Source organism: Sphingorhabdus sp. EL138 (assembly GCF_945882965.1).
In the GTDB taxonomy this organism is placed as follows: Bacteria; Pseudomonadota; Alphaproteobacteria; order Sphingomonadales; family Sphingomonadaceae; genus Sphingorhabdus_B.
Genome location: NZ_CAMCWY010000014.1, coordinates 13,652 through 32,062 on the forward strand (window position 1 = coordinate 13,652; position 18,411 = coordinate 32,062).

General features: G+C 56.4%; 16 protein-coding genes. 14 read left to right on the forward strand and 2 right to left on the reverse strand.

Annotated elements, in window-relative coordinates:
- Positions 1–21: 21 nt before the first annotated feature.
- Positions 22–579, reverse strand: coding sequence for an N-acetyltransferase (locus Q0N43_RS07595; protein ID WP_295444832.1), 558 nt, complete (start codon positions 577–579; stop codon positions 22–24).
- Between the two features lie 94 nt (positions 580–673).
- Between Q0N43_RS07595 and Q0N43_RS07600 the strand changes: the two genes are divergently transcribed.
- Entirely contained in the window at positions 674–1,519 is an 846-nt protein-coding gene (locus tag Q0N43_RS07600) for a DUF1499 domain-containing protein (RefSeq protein WP_295444835.1), read from the forward strand.
- 19 nt (positions 1,520–1,538) lie between these two features.
- Here the strand turns inward: Q0N43_RS07600 and Q0N43_RS07605 are convergent, their stop codons facing one another.
- Positions 1,539–2,672 carry a PQQ-dependent sugar dehydrogenase gene (locus Q0N43_RS07605; protein ID WP_295444838.1) on the reverse strand — a complete coding sequence of 378 codons (1,134 nt, stop codon included), beginning with the start codon at positions 2,670–2,672 and terminating at the stop codon, positions 1,539–1,541.
- 186 nt (positions 2,673–2,858) lie between these two features.
- On the opposite strand from Q0N43_RS07605, the gene rimP reads away from it, so the two are divergent.
- From rimP to ligA, 13 genes are all read left to right on the forward strand, one after another.
- Entirely contained in the window at positions 2,859–3,419 is a 561-nt protein-coding gene (gene rimP, locus Q0N43_RS07610; RefSeq protein WP_295444840.1) for a ribosome maturation protein RimP, read from the forward strand.
- Positions 3,420–3,422: 3 nt separating this feature from the next.
- A complete protein-coding gene (gene nusA / locus Q0N43_RS07615; RefSeq protein WP_295444843.1) occupies positions 3,423–5,033 on the forward strand; it encodes a transcription termination factor NusA in 1,611 nt (536 codons plus the stop codon).
- A 31-nt stretch (positions 5,034–5,064) separates the two neighbouring features.
- Positions 5,065–5,721, forward strand: a complete 657-nt coding sequence (locus Q0N43_RS07620) for a DUF448 domain-containing protein (protein WP_295444847.1) — start codon at positions 5,065–5,067, stop codon at positions 5,719–5,721.
- 21 nt (positions 5,722–5,742) lie between these two features.
- Positions 5,743–8,280 carry a translation initiation factor IF-2 gene (gene infB / locus Q0N43_RS07625; RefSeq protein ID WP_295444849.1) on the forward strand — a complete coding sequence of 846 codons (2,538 nt, stop codon included), beginning with the start codon at positions 5,743–5,745 and terminating at the stop codon, positions 8,278–8,280.
- Between the two features lie 29 nt (positions 8,281–8,309).
- Positions 8,310–8,726, forward strand: a complete 417-nt coding sequence (gene rbfA, locus Q0N43_RS07630; protein ID WP_295444851.1) for a 30S ribosome-binding factor RbfA — start codon at positions 8,310–8,312, stop codon at positions 8,724–8,726.
- Positions 8,726–9,307: a thymidine kinase gene (locus Q0N43_RS07635; RefSeq protein WP_295444854.1), complete on the forward strand. Its 582-nt coding sequence runs from the start codon at positions 8,726–8,728 to the stop codon at positions 9,305–9,307. The genes rbfA and Q0N43_RS07635 overlap by 1 nt, the downstream gene beginning before the upstream one ends.
- 6 nt (positions 9,308–9,313) lie before the next feature.
- The gene (gene truB, locus Q0N43_RS07640) at positions 9,314–10,252 is read left to right on the forward strand and encodes a tRNA pseudouridine(55) synthase TruB (RefSeq protein ID WP_295444857.1); all 939 of its coding nucleotides are present in this window, start codon (positions 9,314–9,316) and stop codon (positions 10,250–10,252) included.
- Positions 10,253–10,268: 16 nt separating this feature from the next.
- Complete coding sequence (gene rpsO, locus Q0N43_RS07645; RefSeq protein WP_295444859.1) at positions 10,269–10,538, forward strand: 30S ribosomal protein S15; 270 nt, start codon at positions 10,269–10,271, stop codon at positions 10,536–10,538.
- 249 nt (positions 10,539–10,787) lie between these two features.
- Positions 10,788–13,124: a polyribonucleotide nucleotidyltransferase gene (pnp, locus tag Q0N43_RS07650; protein WP_295444863.1), complete on the forward strand. Its 2,337-nt coding sequence runs from the start codon at positions 10,788–10,790 to the stop codon at positions 13,122–13,124.
- Between the two features lie 174 nt (positions 13,125–13,298).
- Positions 13,299–14,093: an outer membrane protein assembly factor BamD gene (locus tag Q0N43_RS07655; RefSeq protein ID WP_295444866.1), complete on the forward strand. Its 795-nt coding sequence runs from the start codon at positions 13,299–13,301 to the stop codon at positions 14,091–14,093.
- A 4-nt stretch (positions 14,094–14,097) separates the two neighbouring features.
- The gene (gene recN / locus Q0N43_RS07660; protein WP_295444869.1) at positions 14,098–15,753 is read left to right on the forward strand and encodes a DNA repair protein RecN; all 1,656 of its coding nucleotides are present in this window, start codon (positions 14,098–14,100) and stop codon (positions 15,751–15,753) included.
- Positions 15,750–16,301: a hypothetical protein gene (locus tag Q0N43_RS07665; RefSeq protein ID WP_295444871.1), complete on the forward strand. Its 552-nt coding sequence runs from the start codon at positions 15,750–15,752 to the stop codon at positions 16,299–16,301. The genes recN and Q0N43_RS07665 overlap by 4 nt, the downstream gene beginning before the upstream one ends.
- A 29-nt stretch (positions 16,302–16,330) precedes the next feature.
- Positions 16,331–18,346, forward strand: coding sequence for an NAD-dependent DNA ligase LigA (gene ligA, locus Q0N43_RS07670; RefSeq protein ID WP_295444978.1), 2,016 nt, complete (start codon positions 16,331–16,333; stop codon positions 18,344–18,346).
- Positions 18,347–18,411 lie beyond the last annotated feature (65 nt).

Sequence of the window (18,411 nt, forward strand, 5' to 3'; positions counted from 1 at the left end):
AATCCGGCCAATCGTCAAAGCTTAGTCGGCAGGGCCAAGCATACCATGTGTTGGCAAGGCAACCATATCGACATTGCGCAGCAGCAAACGCCTTGGTTCCCAAGGTCCGGGCAAGGTCCAGCCAGATGTGCCCTTGGCTTCAAAACCAAAACGGCCATAATATTCCGCATCTCCAATCATAACCATTGGCGCATCCTGCGGCGTTGCGGCGTTGAGCATCAATTGCATCAATCGTTTTCCAAGCCCGCTATTCTGGCGATGGGTGGCAACCGCGACTGGGCCCACTAAGACCAGATCGGCCTTTCCAACGCGCACTGGCCAACACTGAATGCTCGCGAGTAATGCGCCATCGTCCAAAATCCCAAAGGACAAATGATCAATGACGGCCATGCCTTTGCGCAGCAAATAGGCCGTGCGTGCATGCCGATCCGCCCCGAACGCATCATCGAGTAAAGCGTTCAACATATCAGCGGATATGCCTGAAAGGGACGTGTTGCGCATATTAAACTTGCCGGGATAAGGGACACTATAGCCGCGTCCCCTGTCATTGCGGGCGATGTTTGTCCAATCGAATATCATGTCGCCGATTATAAAAGCCGGGGTAAATTGCCTTTCGACGGAACATAGATTAGCATGTGTGGCTTAAGTGGTTTCGTCACGCAGGAGAGAGAATTTGACCGATCAGGAAGCGCCCCAAGCGGCATCAGAAGCGACATTGGCACCTGCTCCGGCGCAACCGCGGGCCCCAAGAGATATTCTTGGCTATCTGGTTTTGATTACAGGCGTCGGTGCGCTGGGCTGGGGTGCGGTTGCGGCGGTTGGCACAGGTTGGGGTTATTGGGAATATACATCGGGGTTGAAGGGCGTTGCAGGGGCATTTCTTTTAGGGGTAGCGGCCATTTTGATCGGTCTCGTTCAAGAGTGGCGCGTTCGTAAATCTGCCACTCCACCGTTGGGCGCACGGCGCTGGGTCGGGATGCTGGTCGCGTTGGTCTATGTGGGCTGGGTAGGGACGTTTCTCGTCAAGGCGCTGACGGTGCCTGCTATTCATGACGTATCTACAGACCTTGCTGATCCGCCAGCCTTTGTGACATTGCAATTGCGTGCGGACAATTGGGACGCGGTTCCCGGTGCTGACGATGCGAAAATGCGCGGCCTGACGCCTGAACAACGTTGGGCTATGGTGCATCAAAAGGCCTATGGCGACATCCGCTCGGTGCGTGTGAACGAACCGGTGCAGAGGGTGGTTGCCAAGGCGGAGCGTCTGGCCAAAGCACGTGGTTGGGATGTCGCAAAATCTTTACCCGCAGAAGGCCGTTTGGAAGCCACCGAAACCAGCGCATTCTTCCAGTTCAAAGATGATGTCGTCTTGCGCGTTCGTCCATCAGACACAGGCGAGGGGAGCATTGTCGATATGCGTTCCGTCAGCCGCGTCGGGCAGAGTGATCTGGGTATGAACGCCAAACGTGTTCGGTCGTTTCTGGCGGATTTAACTGGAACGGTAACGGCGGCGCAATAAAGCGCCGCCGCCAGTCTCGTTACTTCTTGGGGGTCAGCTTCAACAAGCGGCCCTGAGAGCCTGCGCGTTCGTCTTCAAGCAGCCAGATAGCACCATCGGGACCCTGTTCGACTTCGCGGATACGCGCGGCCATGTCCCATTGGTCTGCCTTTGTTGCATTTTCGCCGTCCAGTTTCACACGGACCAAAGCCTTTGCACCAAGGCCACCGATAAACGCGCTGCCTTTCCAAGCTGCAAACATGTCGCCAGAATAGATCATCAATCCGCCGGGTGAAATGGCGGGGTTCCAGAAAACCTTCGGCGCTTCAAAACCATCGCCCGCCATATGGTCGGGGATATTGCGGCCGTCATAATGGTCGCCATTTGACACGGTTGGATAACCGTAATTGGCTGCCTTTTTGACAAGGTTCAATTCATCACCGCCAGCAGGACCCATTTCTTGGTTCCACAAGCGCCCCTGCGCATCAAAGGCAATGCCAAGCGGATTGCGATGTCCGTAAGACCAGATCTGCGACTTGACCCGGCCTTGGTCATAAAAGGGGTTGTCCGATGGCACCATGCCGCCGTCGGTCAGGCGCACAATTTTGCCAAGATTTTGGTTGAGATCTTGTGCGGGGTAAAATTTCTGCCGCTCGCCGCTGCTGATATACAGCATCGCGTCCGGACCGAAGGCGAGGCGATGGCCATAATGGCCTTGCCCCGAAACCTTTGGTTCCTGACGCCAGATGATTTGAACGTCCGCCAGCATCGGCTTTGCGCTTGTTACATCAAGCTTACCACGGGCAACTGCCGCACCAAAGCCACCTTCGCCCGCCTCTGCAAAGCTGAGATAGACGAATGTGTTGTTCGCAAAGTCGGGGTGGAGGATGATATCGCCAAGGCCGCCCTGGCCACCATAAGCGACCGCAGGAACGCCTTCGACATCCACAACCGCGCCTTCATTTTGCCACAGCTTGAGCTTGCCTTTTTTCTCGGTCACAAGAGCGTAAGCTGTGCCGGGCACGAATGTCATGGCCCAAGGTTGTTCGAAATCGGCAACGACGGCAACATCAAAAGGCACAGCATCCTTGTCTGCATGGGCAGCGTCACTGATTGAAGGCTGGCAGGCGGCGGCCAGCACTGCTGCGCCGATCAGAAAAGACAATTTTGACATGATGCAAAGCTCCTTTTTATATATGCCCATATCAATTGGTGCATGCTGGGGCGATGCGCAAGACACTTGCATATGAAAGTCTTCGGGCCTATACTAATGCTATCCTTACATTGTGAGAACGTGAAAGGGCTGGCGCTACTTGGGCCGGCGCGATAGTCGTTGCATGCCGAATAAGAAAGTCTGATTTTGCCTGATCTTGATAAACTGAGCAGTTTGATTGCGCCTGAGGCTCAAGCGCTTGGCTTTGCCTTGGTGCGCGTGGCGTGGTTTTCCAATGGCGCACAGGGCAGCGATGAGCCGACCTTGCAAGTGATGGCCGAGCGTCCCGAGACACGGCAACTCCTCATTGATGATTGTGCGGCGCTCTCGCATCGTATCTCCGATCTGTTTGACGAGGTTGACCCCATTGTCGAGCCTTATCGCCTTGAAGTTAGCTCGCCCGGGATTGACCGGCCATTGACGCGGCTTGCCGATTTCTCTGACTGGGTAGGGCATGAGGCCAAGATTGAACTCAGCGAGCCGATGGATGGCCGCAAGAATATTCGCGGTGATCTTGCTGGTGTCGATGGCGAAAATATTCATGTCGATGACCGCAAGGCGGGACGCCTGACCTTCCCATTTTCCGCACTTGGCCACGCCAAGCTGCTCTTGACAGACCGCCTGATTGCGTCGACTGCCCCCATCAACAGCGATGGTGCCGACGAAGTAGAGGCTGAACCCATTCACGACGAAGCACAGGAAGACTAAAACATGGCCAGTAGTATTGCCGCCAACAAGGCTGAATTGCTTGCAATCGCCAACGCGGTCGCCACCGAAAAGATGATCGACAAGTCGATTGTTATCGAAGCGCTTGAAGAAGCTATCCAGCGCGCTGCTAGGGCGCGTTATGGGGCCGAAAACGACATCCGTGCTAAGCTCGACACCCAAACCGGTGACTTGCGTCTGTGGCGCGTTGTCGAAGTTGTTGAAGACGTCGAAGATTATTTCAAGCAAGTTGACCTAAAGCAGGCCGACAAGCTGCAAAAGGGCGCTGTTGTCGGCGACTTCATCGTCGATCCGCTTCCCGCTGTGGATTTGGGCCGTATCGATGCGCAGTCAGCCAAGCAGGTCATCTTCCAAAAGGTGCGCGATGCCGAGCGTGAGCGCCAGTTTGAAGAATTCAAGGACCGTACCGGTGAAATCATTACGGGCGTCGTGAAGTCGGTTGAATTTGGCCATGTTGTCGTTGACCTTGGCCGCGCAGAAGGCGTTATTCGCCGCGACCAGCAAATCCCGCGCGAAGTCGTCCGCAGCGGCGACCGCGTCCGCGCGCTGATCATGAAGGTGCAGCGTGAAAATCGCGGACCACAGATATTGTTGAGCCGCGCGCATCCGGATTTCATGAAGAAATTGTTCGCGCAAGAAGTGCCTGAAATCTATGACGGCGTCATCGAGATCAAGGCCGCCGCACGTGACCCCGGCAGCCGCGCCAAAATTGGCGTTATCAGCTATGACAGCAGCATTGACCCCGTTGGCGCATGCGTCGGTATGAAGGGCAGCCGCGTTCAGGCCGTCGTGCAGGAAATGCAGGGCGAAAAGATCGACATCATTCCATGGTCCGAAGACACCGCGACATTCATCGTGAACGCGCTTCAGCCAGCAACGGTCAGCCGCGTTGTCATCGACGAAGAACAAGGCCGGATCGAAGTTGTCGTTCCTGACGATCAATTGAGCCTTGCTATTGGCCGTCGTGGACAAAATGTCCGTTTGGCCTCGCAGCTTACGGGCCGTGGCATCGACATCATGACCGAAGCGGAATCGAGCGAGAAACGACAGAAGGAATTTGTCGAACGTTCCGAAATGTTCCAGCAAGAACTGGATGTTGACGAAACGCTTGCGCAATTGCTGGTCGCCGAAGGCTTTAGCGAGTTGGAAGAGGTCGCTTATGTCGATTCCGCCGAAATCGCCGCCATCGAAGGGTTTGATGACGGTTTGGCCGAAGAGTTGCAGAGCCGTGCACAAGAAGCGCTGGATCGCCGCGAAGAGGCAAACCGGGCCGAGCGCCGTGAGCTTGGTGTTGAAGATGCCGTCGCGGAATTGCCCATATTGACTGAAGCGATGCTGGTCGTTCTGGGCAAGGCTGGCATCAAGACGCTTGACGATTTGGCCGACCTTGCAACCGATGAATTGATCCAGAAAGCGCGTGAACCACGTCGTAATGAGCGGAGCGATCGCGAAGTTCGGCGCAACCGTACTGAAGATAAGGCCGGCATATTGGCGGTCTTTGGTTTGTCCGAAGAGCAGGGTAACGAAATCATCATGGCTGCTCGCGCGCATTGGTTCGAAGAGGAGGACGCGATTGCAGCGGACGACTCTCAATGAGAACCGACACTCCCCAATAAGGAAGTGCATATTGTCAGGTGAGCATGGGACTCGTGCCCAGCTCATCAGGCTTGCCCTCGGTCCCGATGGCAGTATCGCACCTGACCTGTTCGCAAAGGCGCCCGGTCGTGGCGCGTGGATTGGCGTTTCTAGCGAAGAATTGTCCAAGGCGCTGGCTAAGGGTAAGCTTGCGGGATTGCTGCGCCGGGCGTTCAAAACCGACAAGATTGAAATCATCGATGACCTGACGGGGCGCATTGATCGCGGATTGGAAAAGGCGTTTTTGGACCGGCTTGGGTTGGAAGCGCGGGCTGGGCACCTTATCTTGGGCGCAGAGAAGATCGATTCCGCATCACGCAGTGGGCAGGTTAAGCTGTTACTGCATGCATCGGACGCAAGCGCCGATGGGAGCGGCAAACGCGACCAAGCCTGGCGCGTTGGCGAAGATGCCGAGGGTACCGGAAAAGGCGGCGTGAAGCTGCCTGTGGTCCGAGATGCACTATCGGCGGCGCTTGGACGGCAAAATGCTGTGCACGTTGCATTGATTAACCAAAAAGCCGCGGACCGGGTGATGCACCATCTTGGACGCTGGCTAAATTTTAAAGGATGCAGTAATGCGCCGGTAGATTCCGCTGCTTCGGCTGCGGAATTGCGGGGCAATGACGCTGACATCCCCGCAATTGACTGAGTAAGGACGGGTTCTGTTTCGATGAGTGATGAAAATAATAATAAGCCAACTTTGACGCGCAAGCCGCTCACTTTGAGCCGCTCGCTTGAGTCGGGCGAAGTGAAACAGACTTTCAGCCATGGCCGCACCAACAAGGTTGTGGTTGAGGTGAAACGCAAAAAGCTCGTCGGTAAGCCAGGTTATGCACCCGAACCCGAAGTGGCGGCACCCCCGCCACCTCCGCCGCCCGCAGCTTCGCCAGTAACGGCGGCCCCCGCGGCTGCGCCTGCGCCAAGGCCAAGCCCCACGGGCAATGACATGCTGAGCCGTCAGGAGCGTCAGGCAAAGCTGTTACGCGAAGCCGAAGAAGCACGCTTGGGCATGCTTGAGGAAAACAGCCGTCGTGAAGCGGAACAACGTGCGCAGCGCGCCGAAGAAGAGCGCCAGCGCGCCCAAGCCAACCGTGAGGAGGTTGCTGCATCTCCGCCTTCAGCCGACGTTGAAGCGGTCGTTCCGGCAACAACTGACCCTGTTGAAGCCGTTGCCGAAGAAGGCACTAAAGAAGGTGACGCGCCTGCACCGCGTCGCTTTACACCTGTAGAAGCACCAAAGCGTCCAGAGCGCGAGCGTGAGGAAATCAAAAAGGCGCTGCACCGTCCAACGCGCGGTGCCGCCGATGACCGCCGCCAGTCTGGAAAGCTAACGGTTACCCGCGCCCTTGAAGGTGAAGATGGCGCGCGCGCCCGATCACTTGCCGCGCTGAAGCGTGCGCGTGAGAAGGAAAAGCGCTTGCATGGCGGCGGTAGTCGTCAGGCACAGGTTAAGCAAACCCGCGATGTGGTCGTGCCGGAAACCATTACGGTGCAGGAACTTGCCAACCGTATGGCGGAAAAAGGCAGCGACCTTGTCAAAGCATTGTTCAAAATGGGCATGCCTATTACGATCAACGAAACCATTGACCAAGACACGGCAGAATTGCTGGTCGAGGAGTTTGGCCACAACATCACACGCGTTTCGGATGCCGACGTCGACATTTTCCACGACGACGATGTAGACGGAACCGAAACCATGAAGCCGCGTCCGCCGGTCGTGACCGTGATGGGCCATGTTGACCATGGTAAGACGTCCTTGCTGGATGCCTTACGCGGTGCGAATGTCGTATCGGGCGAAGCTGGCGGTATTACGCAGCATATTGGCGCGTATCAGGTGAAGGCAAAGGATGGCTCAGTCATTACCTTCCTCGATACACCGGGCCATGAAGCGTTCACGCAAATGCGTCAGCGCGGCGCTTCGGTAACCGACATCGTCATTCTGGTGGTGGCTGCCGATGATGGCCTGATGCCGCAGACGATTGAAGCCATTAAGCATGCCAAGGCAGCAAATGTGCCGATGATCGTTGCGATCAACAAGGTCGATAAGGATGGCGCGAATCCACAAAAGGTACGCGAGCGTTTGCTTGAGCATGAGGTTGTGGTCGAAGCAATGGGCGGTGACGTTCAAGACGTTGAGGTTTCAGCGTTGAAGAAGACTGGCCTTGATACTTTGCTTGAAAAGCTTGCCTTGCAGGCCGAGCTCATGGAGCTGAAAGCCAATCCAGACCGCCCGGCGGAAGCCGTTGTGGTGGAGGCGCAGCTCGATAAGGGGCGCGGGGCCGTCGCAACTGTGCTTGTGAAGCGCGGAACGCTGAAGCGCGGTGACATATTCGTCGTCGGCGCGCAAAGCGGCAAGGTTCGTGCTTTGGTCAATGAAAAGGGACAGCAGGTATCCGAGGCTGGACCTGCAACCCCAGTCGAAGTGCTTGGCCTGACCGGTGTTCCATCGGCAGGGGACGTTTTGACCGTCGTTGAAAACGAAGCGCGTGCCCGCGAAGTGGCCCTGTATCGCAAGGAACAATCGACCAAGGTCCGCACGGCGCAAGTCACGCCAAATCTTGAAAATCTGTTTGATAATCTGTCCGCCTCGCGGGCGATGGAATATCCTGTGGTTATCAAGGGCGATGTGCAGGGTTCGGTAGAAGCGATCGTGACTGCACTCAACAATATCTCGACCGACGATATCAAGGTCCGTATATTGTTGGCGGGCGTTGGCGGCATCACCGAGTCCGACATGTTGTTGGCAGCAGCGTCTAATGCGCCACTGATCGGTTTCAACGTGCGGCCCAATGCAAAGGCCGCTGCTTTGGCAAAGCGTGACCGTGTGCGTTTGAAATATTTCGACGTAATCTATCACCTGACCGCCGACATCGCCAAAGAAATGGCGGGCGAATTGGGGCCAGAAATCATCGAAACCGTTGTTGGACGCGCCGAGGTCAAGGATGTGTTCAAGTCCGGCAAGCGCGACAAGGCCGCAGGTTTGTTGGTCACCGAGGGCACCATCAAAAAAGGTCTATACGCCCGTCTTACCCGCGAAGATGTTATCGTGTCGAAAACCACGATCGCATCGCTGCGCCGTTTCAAGGACAATGTCGACGAAGTGCGGTCCGGTATGGAATGTGGCGTCGTCTTGGCAGACACCAATGATGTCAAGGCAGGCGATATGCTTGAGGTGTTCGAGATCGAGGAGCGTGAACGGACGTTGTGATTTTAGCTCGGTTCTAAACGGGGAATAGCATGGCTAAACATAACGACACTGGTCCAGAGGGGCGTTCGGTACGCCTGCTGCGCGTGGGTGAGCAATTCCGGCATATATTGTCCGAATTGTTTGCGCGCGACGAAGTGCATGACGATGTCCTTAACAGCCACAGCGTCAGTGTTACTGAAGTGCGTATGTCGCCTGATTTGCGCCATGCGACGGCATTCATTAAGCCACTATTGGGTGCAAATGAAGAAAAGGTGCTTAAGGCCCTGCGCACCAACACTGCCTTTTTCCAAAAGGAAGTCGCGTCGCGGGTGAGCATGAAATATGCGGCGAAGTTGAAGTTCCTCGCCGATGACAGCTTTGATCAGGCAACGCATATTGACGGTCTGTTGGCGCAGCCAAAGGTTCAGCAGGACTTGGCCGAAGATGGGGCCGACGACGCGGCATAATGGCCAAGCTCTATTTCTATTATGCGTCAATGAACGCTGGCAAATCATCGACTTTGTTACAAGCCGCATTCAATTATGGCGAACGCGGCATGAAGGTCATGCTCTGGACCGCGGCCATTGATGACCGTCCCGGCTTTGGCGCGATCAGCTCGCGTATTGGTCTTGCCGGTGATGCAAGCCGGTTTGAATCCAATACGGACATTGAAGCGGCGGTGCTTGCCCAGCATCACGAAACACCATTGGCCTGCGTGATGATCGACGAAGCCCAGTTTTTGAGCAAGGAACAGGTTTGGCAAGCCGCAAGCCTTGCCGACAAGGCCGGCATTCCTGTTGTGTGTTACGGTCTACGCACGGATTTCCAAGGCGCGTTATTTCCCGGCTCCGCCGCCTTGCTCGCTATTGCCGACAGTCTGGTTGAACTAAAGGGCGTATGTGATTGCGGCCGTAAAGCGACGATGAACCTGCGCGTGGACGAGTTCGGCAAAGCAGTGGTCGACGGCGCACAAACCGAAATTGGCGGTGATGACCGCTACATCGCCATGTGCCGCAAACATTTTATTGAGGCGCGGGCGGGGCGTTAACGCAGCATGCACGGCTGGATCATCCTCGATAAGCCACTTGGGTTGGGTTCAACGCAGGCTGTAGCAGCGGTAAAACGCAATTTGCGCGAGGCTGGCTTTGGCAAGGTCAAGGTTGGCCATGGCGGCACGCTTGACCCTTTGGCTACGGGCGTTCTGCCCATCGCCTTGGGTGAAGCGACCAAATTATGCGGGCGGATGCTGGATGCATCGAAAACCTATGACTTTACGATCCGTTTTGGCACGGAAACTAGCGGATTGGATGCAGAAGGGGAGGTTGTTGCGACCTCAGACCATCGCCCGAGTTTGGCGCAAGTCGAAGCGGCGCTTGCCCAATTTAATGGTCCCATCGAACAAATTCCACCTGCCTATTCGGCGATAAAGATTGATGGTCAACGCGCTTATGACTTGGCGCGGGCAGGCGCGGTGGTTGAGATAAAAGCACGGGCCGTGACCGTTTACGCTCTTTGCGTCTCTGCGCCTCTGCGTGAACAGAATGATGTCACACCGCGTTGTGACGCCACGCCAGAGGTTATTGATGAAATCACGTTAACTGCGGACGTGTCCAAAGGAACCTACATCCGAAGCCTAGCGCGGGACATCGCTTATGCCCTTGGCACTGTTGGCCATGTGTCCATGCTCCGTCGGACGCGGGCCGGGCCATTCGCCCTGCAAAGCGCGATTTCACTGGACAGGCTGAATGCATTCGGCCATGGGGCCAGCCAAGAAGACATTATCTTGCCGATAGAGGCAGGGCTGGTCGACATCCCGGCTCTTGATCTCTCCCCGGAACAGGCAAGGGCGGTCCAACAGGGCCGCGTCTTGACCGGGATTGCCATGAAAGATGGGCTACATTGGGCGAGAGGCGCAGATTTGCGGCCACTTGCGCTGGTGCAGAACGTCGACGGGATATTGAAAACCGTCCGTGGCTTTAACCTTATGCCATGATGTTCGAAGGAAAAATATGACTATTACTGCAGAACGTAAAGCCCAGGTCATCAAAGAGCACGCACGCGAGCCTAACGATACCGGATCACCAGAGGTGCAAGTTGCAATTCTTACCGACCGTATCAATGCCCTGACTTCACATTTCAAAGACCACCACAAGGACAATCATTCGCGTCGTGGTCTTCTTCAAATGGTCAACAAGCGTCGTTCGCTTCTCGACTATCTGAAAAAAATTGATGGCGCGCGTTATGCCGCCCTTCTTGTGAAGCTTGGTCTTCGTAAGTGACCTAATCGTTCGGCCCGCTTTGGCGGGCCGTTTACGTATTGGGTCATCCTGAACTTGTCTCAGGATCCAAAAATTCCGTCGCATGTCATTCTGTAACAATTTTAGGGTGACATGTTCGGTAGAAGGACATTCCAGCAATGAGGCTGGACTGTCATCGGGGCTCGAAAATGCCCCATCCGCGGCGGATCGGTATTTCCGCAACTCAAGAGGCCCCGGATCGCATTGGGCATGCGGGTCAAAGGAAAATCTATGTTTAATACGAAAACTGTATCAATCGAGTGGGGCGGACAAACCCTAACACTCGAAACGGGCAAAGTTGCCCGTCAAGCTGACGGCGCTGTTATGGCATCGCTCGGCGAAACTGTTGTGCTTTGCGCGGTTACCGCCGCAAAGTCGGTGAAGGATGGTCAGGATTTTTTCCCGCTCACCGTTCACTATCAAGAAAAATATTCCGCAGCCGGCCGTATTCCCGGTGGCTTTTTCAAGCGTGAACGTGGTGCGACCGAAAAAGAAACGCTGGTTTCGCGTTTGGTCGACCGTCCACTCCGTCCGCTGTTCCCAGAAGGTTTCTACAACGAAATCAACGCAATCGCGCAAGTTCTTAGCTATGATGGCGAGAATGAGCCAGATGTCTTGGCGCTTGTCGCTGCATCGGCTGCGATGACCATTTCTGGCGTTCCATTCATGGGCCCTATCGGCGCAGCACGCGTTGGTTACCTGAACGGCGAATATATCCTGAATCCAACGGACGCACAGGTTGCCGAAGGCGACCTCGACCTCGTCGTTGCGGCAACCTACGACGCCGTGATGATGGTGGAATCCGAAGCCAATGAGCTTTCGGAAGAAATCATGCTGGGTGCCGTCCTGTTTGCGCATGATGCATGTAAGGAAGTCGTCAAGGCCATCGTTAAGCTTGCTGAGCAAGCCGCGAAGGAGCCTTGGGCCATGGCAGAGCAAGCTGATTTGTCCGCCGCGAAGGATAAGCTGAAGAAGCTTATCGGCAAGGATATTGCTGCTGCGTACAAGTTGACCGACAAGTCGGCACGTTCGAACGCTTTGAATGTGGCGCGTGCAGCGGCAAAGGAAGCCTTTACCGACGCAAGCCCGCAGGATCAGATGGCGGCAGGCAAGCTGATGAAGAAGCTGGAAGCGGAAATCGTGCGCGGCGCCATCCTTAAGGACGGCACGCGTATCGACGGACGTACCACAACGCAAATCCGTCCGATTTTGGCAGAAACACATTTCTTGCCACGTTCACACGGTTCAGCATTGTTCACCCGTGGTGAAACGCAGACCATCGCAACCTGCACCTTGGGCACCAAGGACGCAGAGCAGATGATCGATGGCCTTGGCGGTCTGCATTATGAAAACTTCATGCTGCATTATAACTTCCCACCGTACAGCGTTGGTGAAGTGGGTCGCTTTGGCGCACCAAGCCGCCGCGACATCGGCCATGGTAAGCTTGCATGGCGCGCGCTGCACGCGGTGTTGCCAACCAAGGACGAGTTTCCATACACCATCCGTATCACCAGCGACATTACCGAATCCAATGGTTCGTCGTCGATGGCATCGGTGTGCGGCGGAAGCCTTGCGATGATGGACGCTGGCGTTCCAATCAAGCGTCCGGTTTCGGGTATTGCGATGGGCTTGATCCTTGAAGGCACGGATTTCGCAGTCCTGTCGGATATCTTGGGTGACGAAGATCATCTCGGCGACATGGATTTCAAGGTAGCTGGTACGTCCGAAGGCATCACCACGATGCAGATGGACATCAAGATTGCCGGTATTACTCGCGAAATCTTTGAAGCTGCATTGAATCAAGCTAAGGAAGGCCGCGCGCATATCCTTGGTGAAATGGCTAAGGCATTGGGCGAGACACGCGGCGAGCTGTCCGCGCATGCACCGCGTATCGAAACGATGCAGATCGACAAAGCGAAGATCCGCGACATCATCGGCACCGGCGGCAAGGTCATTCGCGAAATCGTCGCCACCACCGGCGCGAAGGTCGACATTGATGACGAAGGTCTCATCAAGATTTCGTCGTCTGACATCGCGCAGATCGAAGCCGCGCGTAAGTGGATTTCGGGCATCGTTGAAGAAGCAGAAGTCGGCAAGATTTATGACGGCAAGGTCGTCAATCTGGTTGATTTCGGCGCATTCGTAAACTTTATGGGTGGCAAGGACGGTCTCGTCCACGTCAGCGAAATGCGCAATGAGCGCGTTGAAAAGGTTACGGACGTCGTCAGCGAAGGCATGGACGTTAAGGTCAAGGTTCTTGAAATCGACCCACGCGGCAAGGTTCGCCTGTCGATGCGTGTCGTCGATCAGGAAACCGGTGAAGAGCTGGAAGATACACGCCCGCCGCGCGAAAAGAGCGAGCGTAGCGATCGTGGTCCCCGCCGTGAAGGCGGCGGTGGTGGACGCGGCGAAGGCCGTGGCGACCGTGGCCCGCGTCGTGATGGCGGTGGACGTGATGGTGGGCGGGGCGAAGGTCGCGGCGACCGTGGCCCACGCCAAGACCGTTCAGAAGGCGAAAACAAGGGCGGGGGCGATCCCGACCATGTGCCAGCTTTCTTGAAGGATTAAATCCGTAAAGGATTGAACACGAAAGGGGGCGGCTTCGGCGGCCCCTTTTTTTGTGCCCATTGGGGCAACAGTTCATCGCCGATACACAATATTTCGGCCACGCTGTTTGGGTGTTTATGCGCCGTGCCAAGCAAAAGGCTTGGCGGGGCGGACAAGATTATCTAGGGAGCATTCATGAACAAAAAATTCCTCGTGCCCGTCGCGGTGTTGGCCGCATCTTCCATGCTTTCTGGCTGCGCTGCGCTTGGTCTGGGTGGTGGCGGTGCGAAGCCGGGTAGCAACACCCGTTATGTCGCGCGTGACGTAAATACGCTGTATGCCGCCGCAAAGGATAAACTTGATAACAAGCAATATGAAGTCGCAGCGGCGTTGTTTGATGAGGTTGAGCGTCAGCATCCTTATTCGCCATGGGCCCGCCGGGCGCAGCTTATGAGCGCGTTTAGCTATTATATGGCGCAGAAATATAATGAGTCGATCCAATCGTCGCGCCGTTTCCTGTCGATCCATCCGGGTAACAAGGACGCAGGCTACGCATATTATCTGATTGCTTTGTCTTATTATGAGCAAATCAGTGATGTGACTCGTGACCAGAAAATTTCGGAGCAGGCATTGGCAGCTTTGGGCGAAGTGCAGCGCCGTTACCCGACATCGCGTTATGCGTCGGATGCCATGTTGAAGGTCGACCTTGTGCGCGACCATCTTGCCGGTAAGGAAATGGAAATTGGCCGTTTCTACCAACGCCGCGCCTTGTGGCTGGCGTCGTCGCTGCGCTTTCGGGAAGTGATCGATAAATATGACACGACGACGCACACACCAGAGGCTTTGTATCGCCTGACCGAAAGCTATCTTGCGATGGGCGTTCCCGAAGAGGCGAAGAAGGCAGCGGCGGTGCTGGGTGCCAATTATCCTGGTAGCCAATGGTATGCGCGTGCCTATGATCTGATGCAGAAGAACGCGCCCGCCGCGTAATGCCATGCTAACGGGGCTTTCGATCCGCGATGTCGTGCTGATCGAGGCACTGGACTTGGAATTTGCAGGCGGTCTTGGCGTGCTTACGGGGGAGACCGGGGCCGGTAAATCCATATTGTTGGATGCGCTTGGCCTTGCCCTTGGCGCGCGCGCCGATAGCGGCTTGGTACGCTCTGGCGCGGACAAGGCGCAGGTTACAGCAAGTTTTGATGCCCCTGCTTATGTCGCGGCGTTCTTGGCCGACAATGACATTGATATCGATAGCGATGAGCCGTTAATCATCCGTCGTTCGGTAAAGGCAGATGGCGGCAGCAAGGCGTTTATCAACGACCAACCCTGCTCTGCTGCGCTTTTGCGGGAAGTTGGGGCAGCGTTGGTTGAAATCCACGGCCAGCATGATGATCGCGGCATGCTCAATGCGCGCGGGCATCGCGGATTGTTAGACAGCTTTGGCCGCAGCGATACCGCAACCGTGTCGGCCAATTTTGCCGCGTGGCAGGATGCAAAGTCCCGTTTGGATATTGCCCGTGAAGCGCTCGAAAACGCCGCGCGCGACCGCGAATGGTTGGAACATGCGGTGGCCGAGCTTGCCGCATTCCATCCGCAGCCCGGCGAAGAAGAGCAGCTCGCAGGCGAGCGGTCGGATATGCAAAAGGGTGAGCGCATTGCCGAGGACCTGAAGGCCGTGCTGGAGAGCTTTGATGGCCCGAAAAGCGGCGTGTCGCTGATCCGTGGTGCGGCGCGCAAGCTGGACCGTTTGGCCGACGCGCACCCGTTGTTGGCCGAGGCGCTGACCGCGCTTGACCGCGCGGTGATTGAGGCGAGCGAGGCCGAGGATAAGTTAAACGCGGCGGCGCGCGCGATTGAATATGAGCCTGCACGGCTTGATGAGATTGAGGAGCGCTTGTTTGAACTGCGCGCACTTGCCCGCAAGCATAATATTTCGCCAGACGGCATTATCGCGCTGCAGGAAAAGCTGACGGCGCAGTTGCAATCGATTCAGGCAGGCGGCGAGGGGCTTGCGGTGTTGGAGGCTGATGTCGCGGCGAAGCACACCGCCTATGTCGGGAGCGCAATCGCATTGTCTGCGGTCCGTGCGGCAGCCGCATTCAAGTTGGACGTAGCGGTGAAAAATGAACTTGCGCCATTAAAGCTGGATGCCGCGCAGTTTCAGACGGCGGTGGAGAGATTGCCGGAGGACCGCTGGACGGCTTATGGCATGGACCGCGTTGAGTTTCTGATTTCAACCAACCCTGGTGCGCCTTTTGCGCCCTTGGCGAAGATCGCGTCGGGCGGGGAATTGTCGCGTTTCATCCTGGCGTTGAAAGTTGCGTTGGCCGAAGAGGGCGGAGCCGCCACGATTATCTTCGACGAAATCGACCGAGGCGTTGGCGGCGCAGTTGCAGCGGCGATTGGCGAACGCCTTGCGCGTCTTGCAACCCGCACACAATTGCTTGCCGTCACGCACAGCCCGCAAGTCGCTGCCAAAGGCAAGGCGCATTATTTTATCGCGAAATCGAGCCAAGGCACGGTCACGCGGACAGGTGTTATTTTGCTTGATGCCGAAGCCCGCCGCCAAGAAATCGCCCGTATGTTGTCCGGCGCAGAGATAACCGATGAGGCAAGGGCACAGGCAATGCGGTTGTTGGAGATTGTATGAACATGTATGGGATTTTGGTGTCTTTGTCGGCTAGCGCCTTCGCAGCGCCGCAACCGGCGGACCAGTTTTTTACGCAAATGTCCACGCTGTGTAGCAAAAGCTTCAATGGCAAGCTAGCTGCAGGCGATGATAGCGACGCGAGCTTTGCCACGGCCAAGATGCAGGCAGTTGTCCGCACCTGCACCGACCGCGAAATCCAGATTTCGTTCGATGTTGACGAAGACCGTTCGCGGACTTGGATCATCACGCGGACCGACAGCGGCCTGCGCTTGAAACACCGCCATATGTTAAAAGATGGCACCGAAGACCCCGTATCGCAATATGGCGGCGACACCGCGCAGGTGGGAACGGCCATGCGCCAGGAGTTTCCCGTCGATGCCTATTCCAAAGCGATGTTTACCAAAGAAGGCCGCACGGTTTCGAACACCAACGTCTGGGCATTTGAAATCGATCCGGGCCAGACATTGACCTATGAACTGGCACGCCCGAACCGATTATTCCGGGTGGCGTTTGACGTGGCCAATCCTGTCACTGGAGCGAGTGAGTGACATCTGAGGCCGACGCTGCCAATGAGCTGATGCGCTTGGCAAAACAGATTGCCTATCATAACAAACGCTATCACGCCGAAGATGCGCCGGAGATAAGCGACGCGGAATATGACGCATTGGTGCGCCGTAACAATGCACTAGAGGCTGCATTTCCGCACCTTATCCGCGCCGATAGCCCGAACACGCAGATTGGCGCGGCGGTCGAAGGCTCTGGTCTCCAAAAAATCACTCATGCCAAACGGATGATGAGCCTCGACAACGCATTTGCGGCGCAGGATGTGCATGACTTTGTCGCGCGTGTCCGGCGCTTCTTAAACCTCGCGGCTGATGCAGAGGTCGCGTTAACGGCGGAGGACAAGATTGACGGGCTTTCGCTTTCGCTGCGGTATGAAAAAGGCGTGCTTAAACAAGCCGCAACGCGCGGCGATGGCAGTGTGGGAGAGGACGTAACCGCTAACGTCGCCTATATCGCGGACATCCCGCAACAACTTAAAGGCGACGTGCCCGATATTTTCGAAATACGCGGCGAAGTCTATATGGCGAAATCGGACTTTGCGGCGATTAACGAAGCGCAAATGGCAAAGGGTGGAAAGCCGTTCGCCAACCCGCGGAATGCGGCTGCGGGGTCTTTGCGGCAAAAGGATGCAAAGGTTACGGCATCGCGCCCCTTGCGCTTTCTGGCGCATGGCTGGGGTGAGGTGAGCGCCTTGCCCTCCGATACGCAACGTCAGGTGATGGCGGCGATTGCCGCTTGGGGCGTGCCGATATCGCCCTTGCTGCGCCGCTTTGGCCTAACCGATGACGCGCTTGCGCATTATGCCGACATTGAGCGTCGCCGTGCCGATTTGCCTTATGATATTGATGGCGTTGTCTACAAGGTTGACCGTTTGGAATGGCAGGATCGGCTTGGCTTTGTTGCCAAATCGCCGCGCTGGGCGCTTGCGCATAAATTCCCCGCAGAGCGCGCAGAGACAACGCTGGAGCAGATTGATATACAGGTTGGCAGGACGGGCAAGTTGACGCCTGTTGGCCGCCTGACGCCTGTCACGGTTGGTGGTGTGGTGGTGTCCAATGTGACGCTGCATAACCGCGACGAAATTGCGCGTTTGGGCGTGCGTCCCGGTGACCGTGTGGTCGTGCAAAGGGCAGGGGATGTCATTCCCCAGATCGTTGAAAACCTGACCCGTGAAAGTGATCGCACGCCATACGACTTTCCCGCGCACTGCCCCGAATGTGGTTCGGAAGCGGTGGCCGAAGATGGCGAAGTTGACGTGCGCTGCACTGCGGGCCTGATTTGCCCAGCGCAGCGGGTGCAGCGGCTCATCCATTTTGTCAGTCGCGGCGCGCTCGATATTGAAGGGCTGGGTGAGAAGACCATCCAAGAATTTTTTGATCTGGGCTGGCTGGAAAGCCCGGCGGATATATTCCGGCTGCGGAACCGCCGCGCTGACATATTGTCGCGGGATGGCTGGCAGGATAAGTCTGTGGATAACCTGTTGGCAGCGATTGAGGCAAAGCGTGCGCCGGATGGTGCAAAGCTGCTTTTTGGTCTGGGAATCCGCCATATCGGGACAGTCACGGCGCGTGATTTGTTCAAGGCGTTCGGTTCCGTCGAAGAAATCGGTAAGGTCGGCCTAAGGCTTGCGCAGGCCGATGAATCCGCGATTGCGGATGTAACGGCGATAGACGGGGTCGGCGGCGCGGTGGCCGAGGCATTGGGCGACTTCTTCCACGAACCCCATAATCTCTCCGTTTGGAACGACCTTTTGAACGCGGTGCAGGCGCCCTTTTACGTATCTAATGTCCGCAAAAGCGCATGGACGGACAAAACAATCGTTTTCACGGGAAAGCTGGAGACGATGAGCCGCGATGAAGCCAAAGCACAAGCCGAGGCGCTGGGGGCGAAAGCCGCTGGCTCCGTAAGCGCAAAAACCGATCTCGTTGTGGCCGGCCCGGGCGCTGGGTCGAAACTGAAGCAGGCAAGCGCGCTTGGCATTCAAGTTATTGATGAAGCCGAATGGGCAAATATCGTGCAAGGCGTCTAGTGCTGGCCGGGTTGGCGGTGTAATTTCACCCCCCCCGTCGCCCCCCGACCGTCACCCTGAACTTG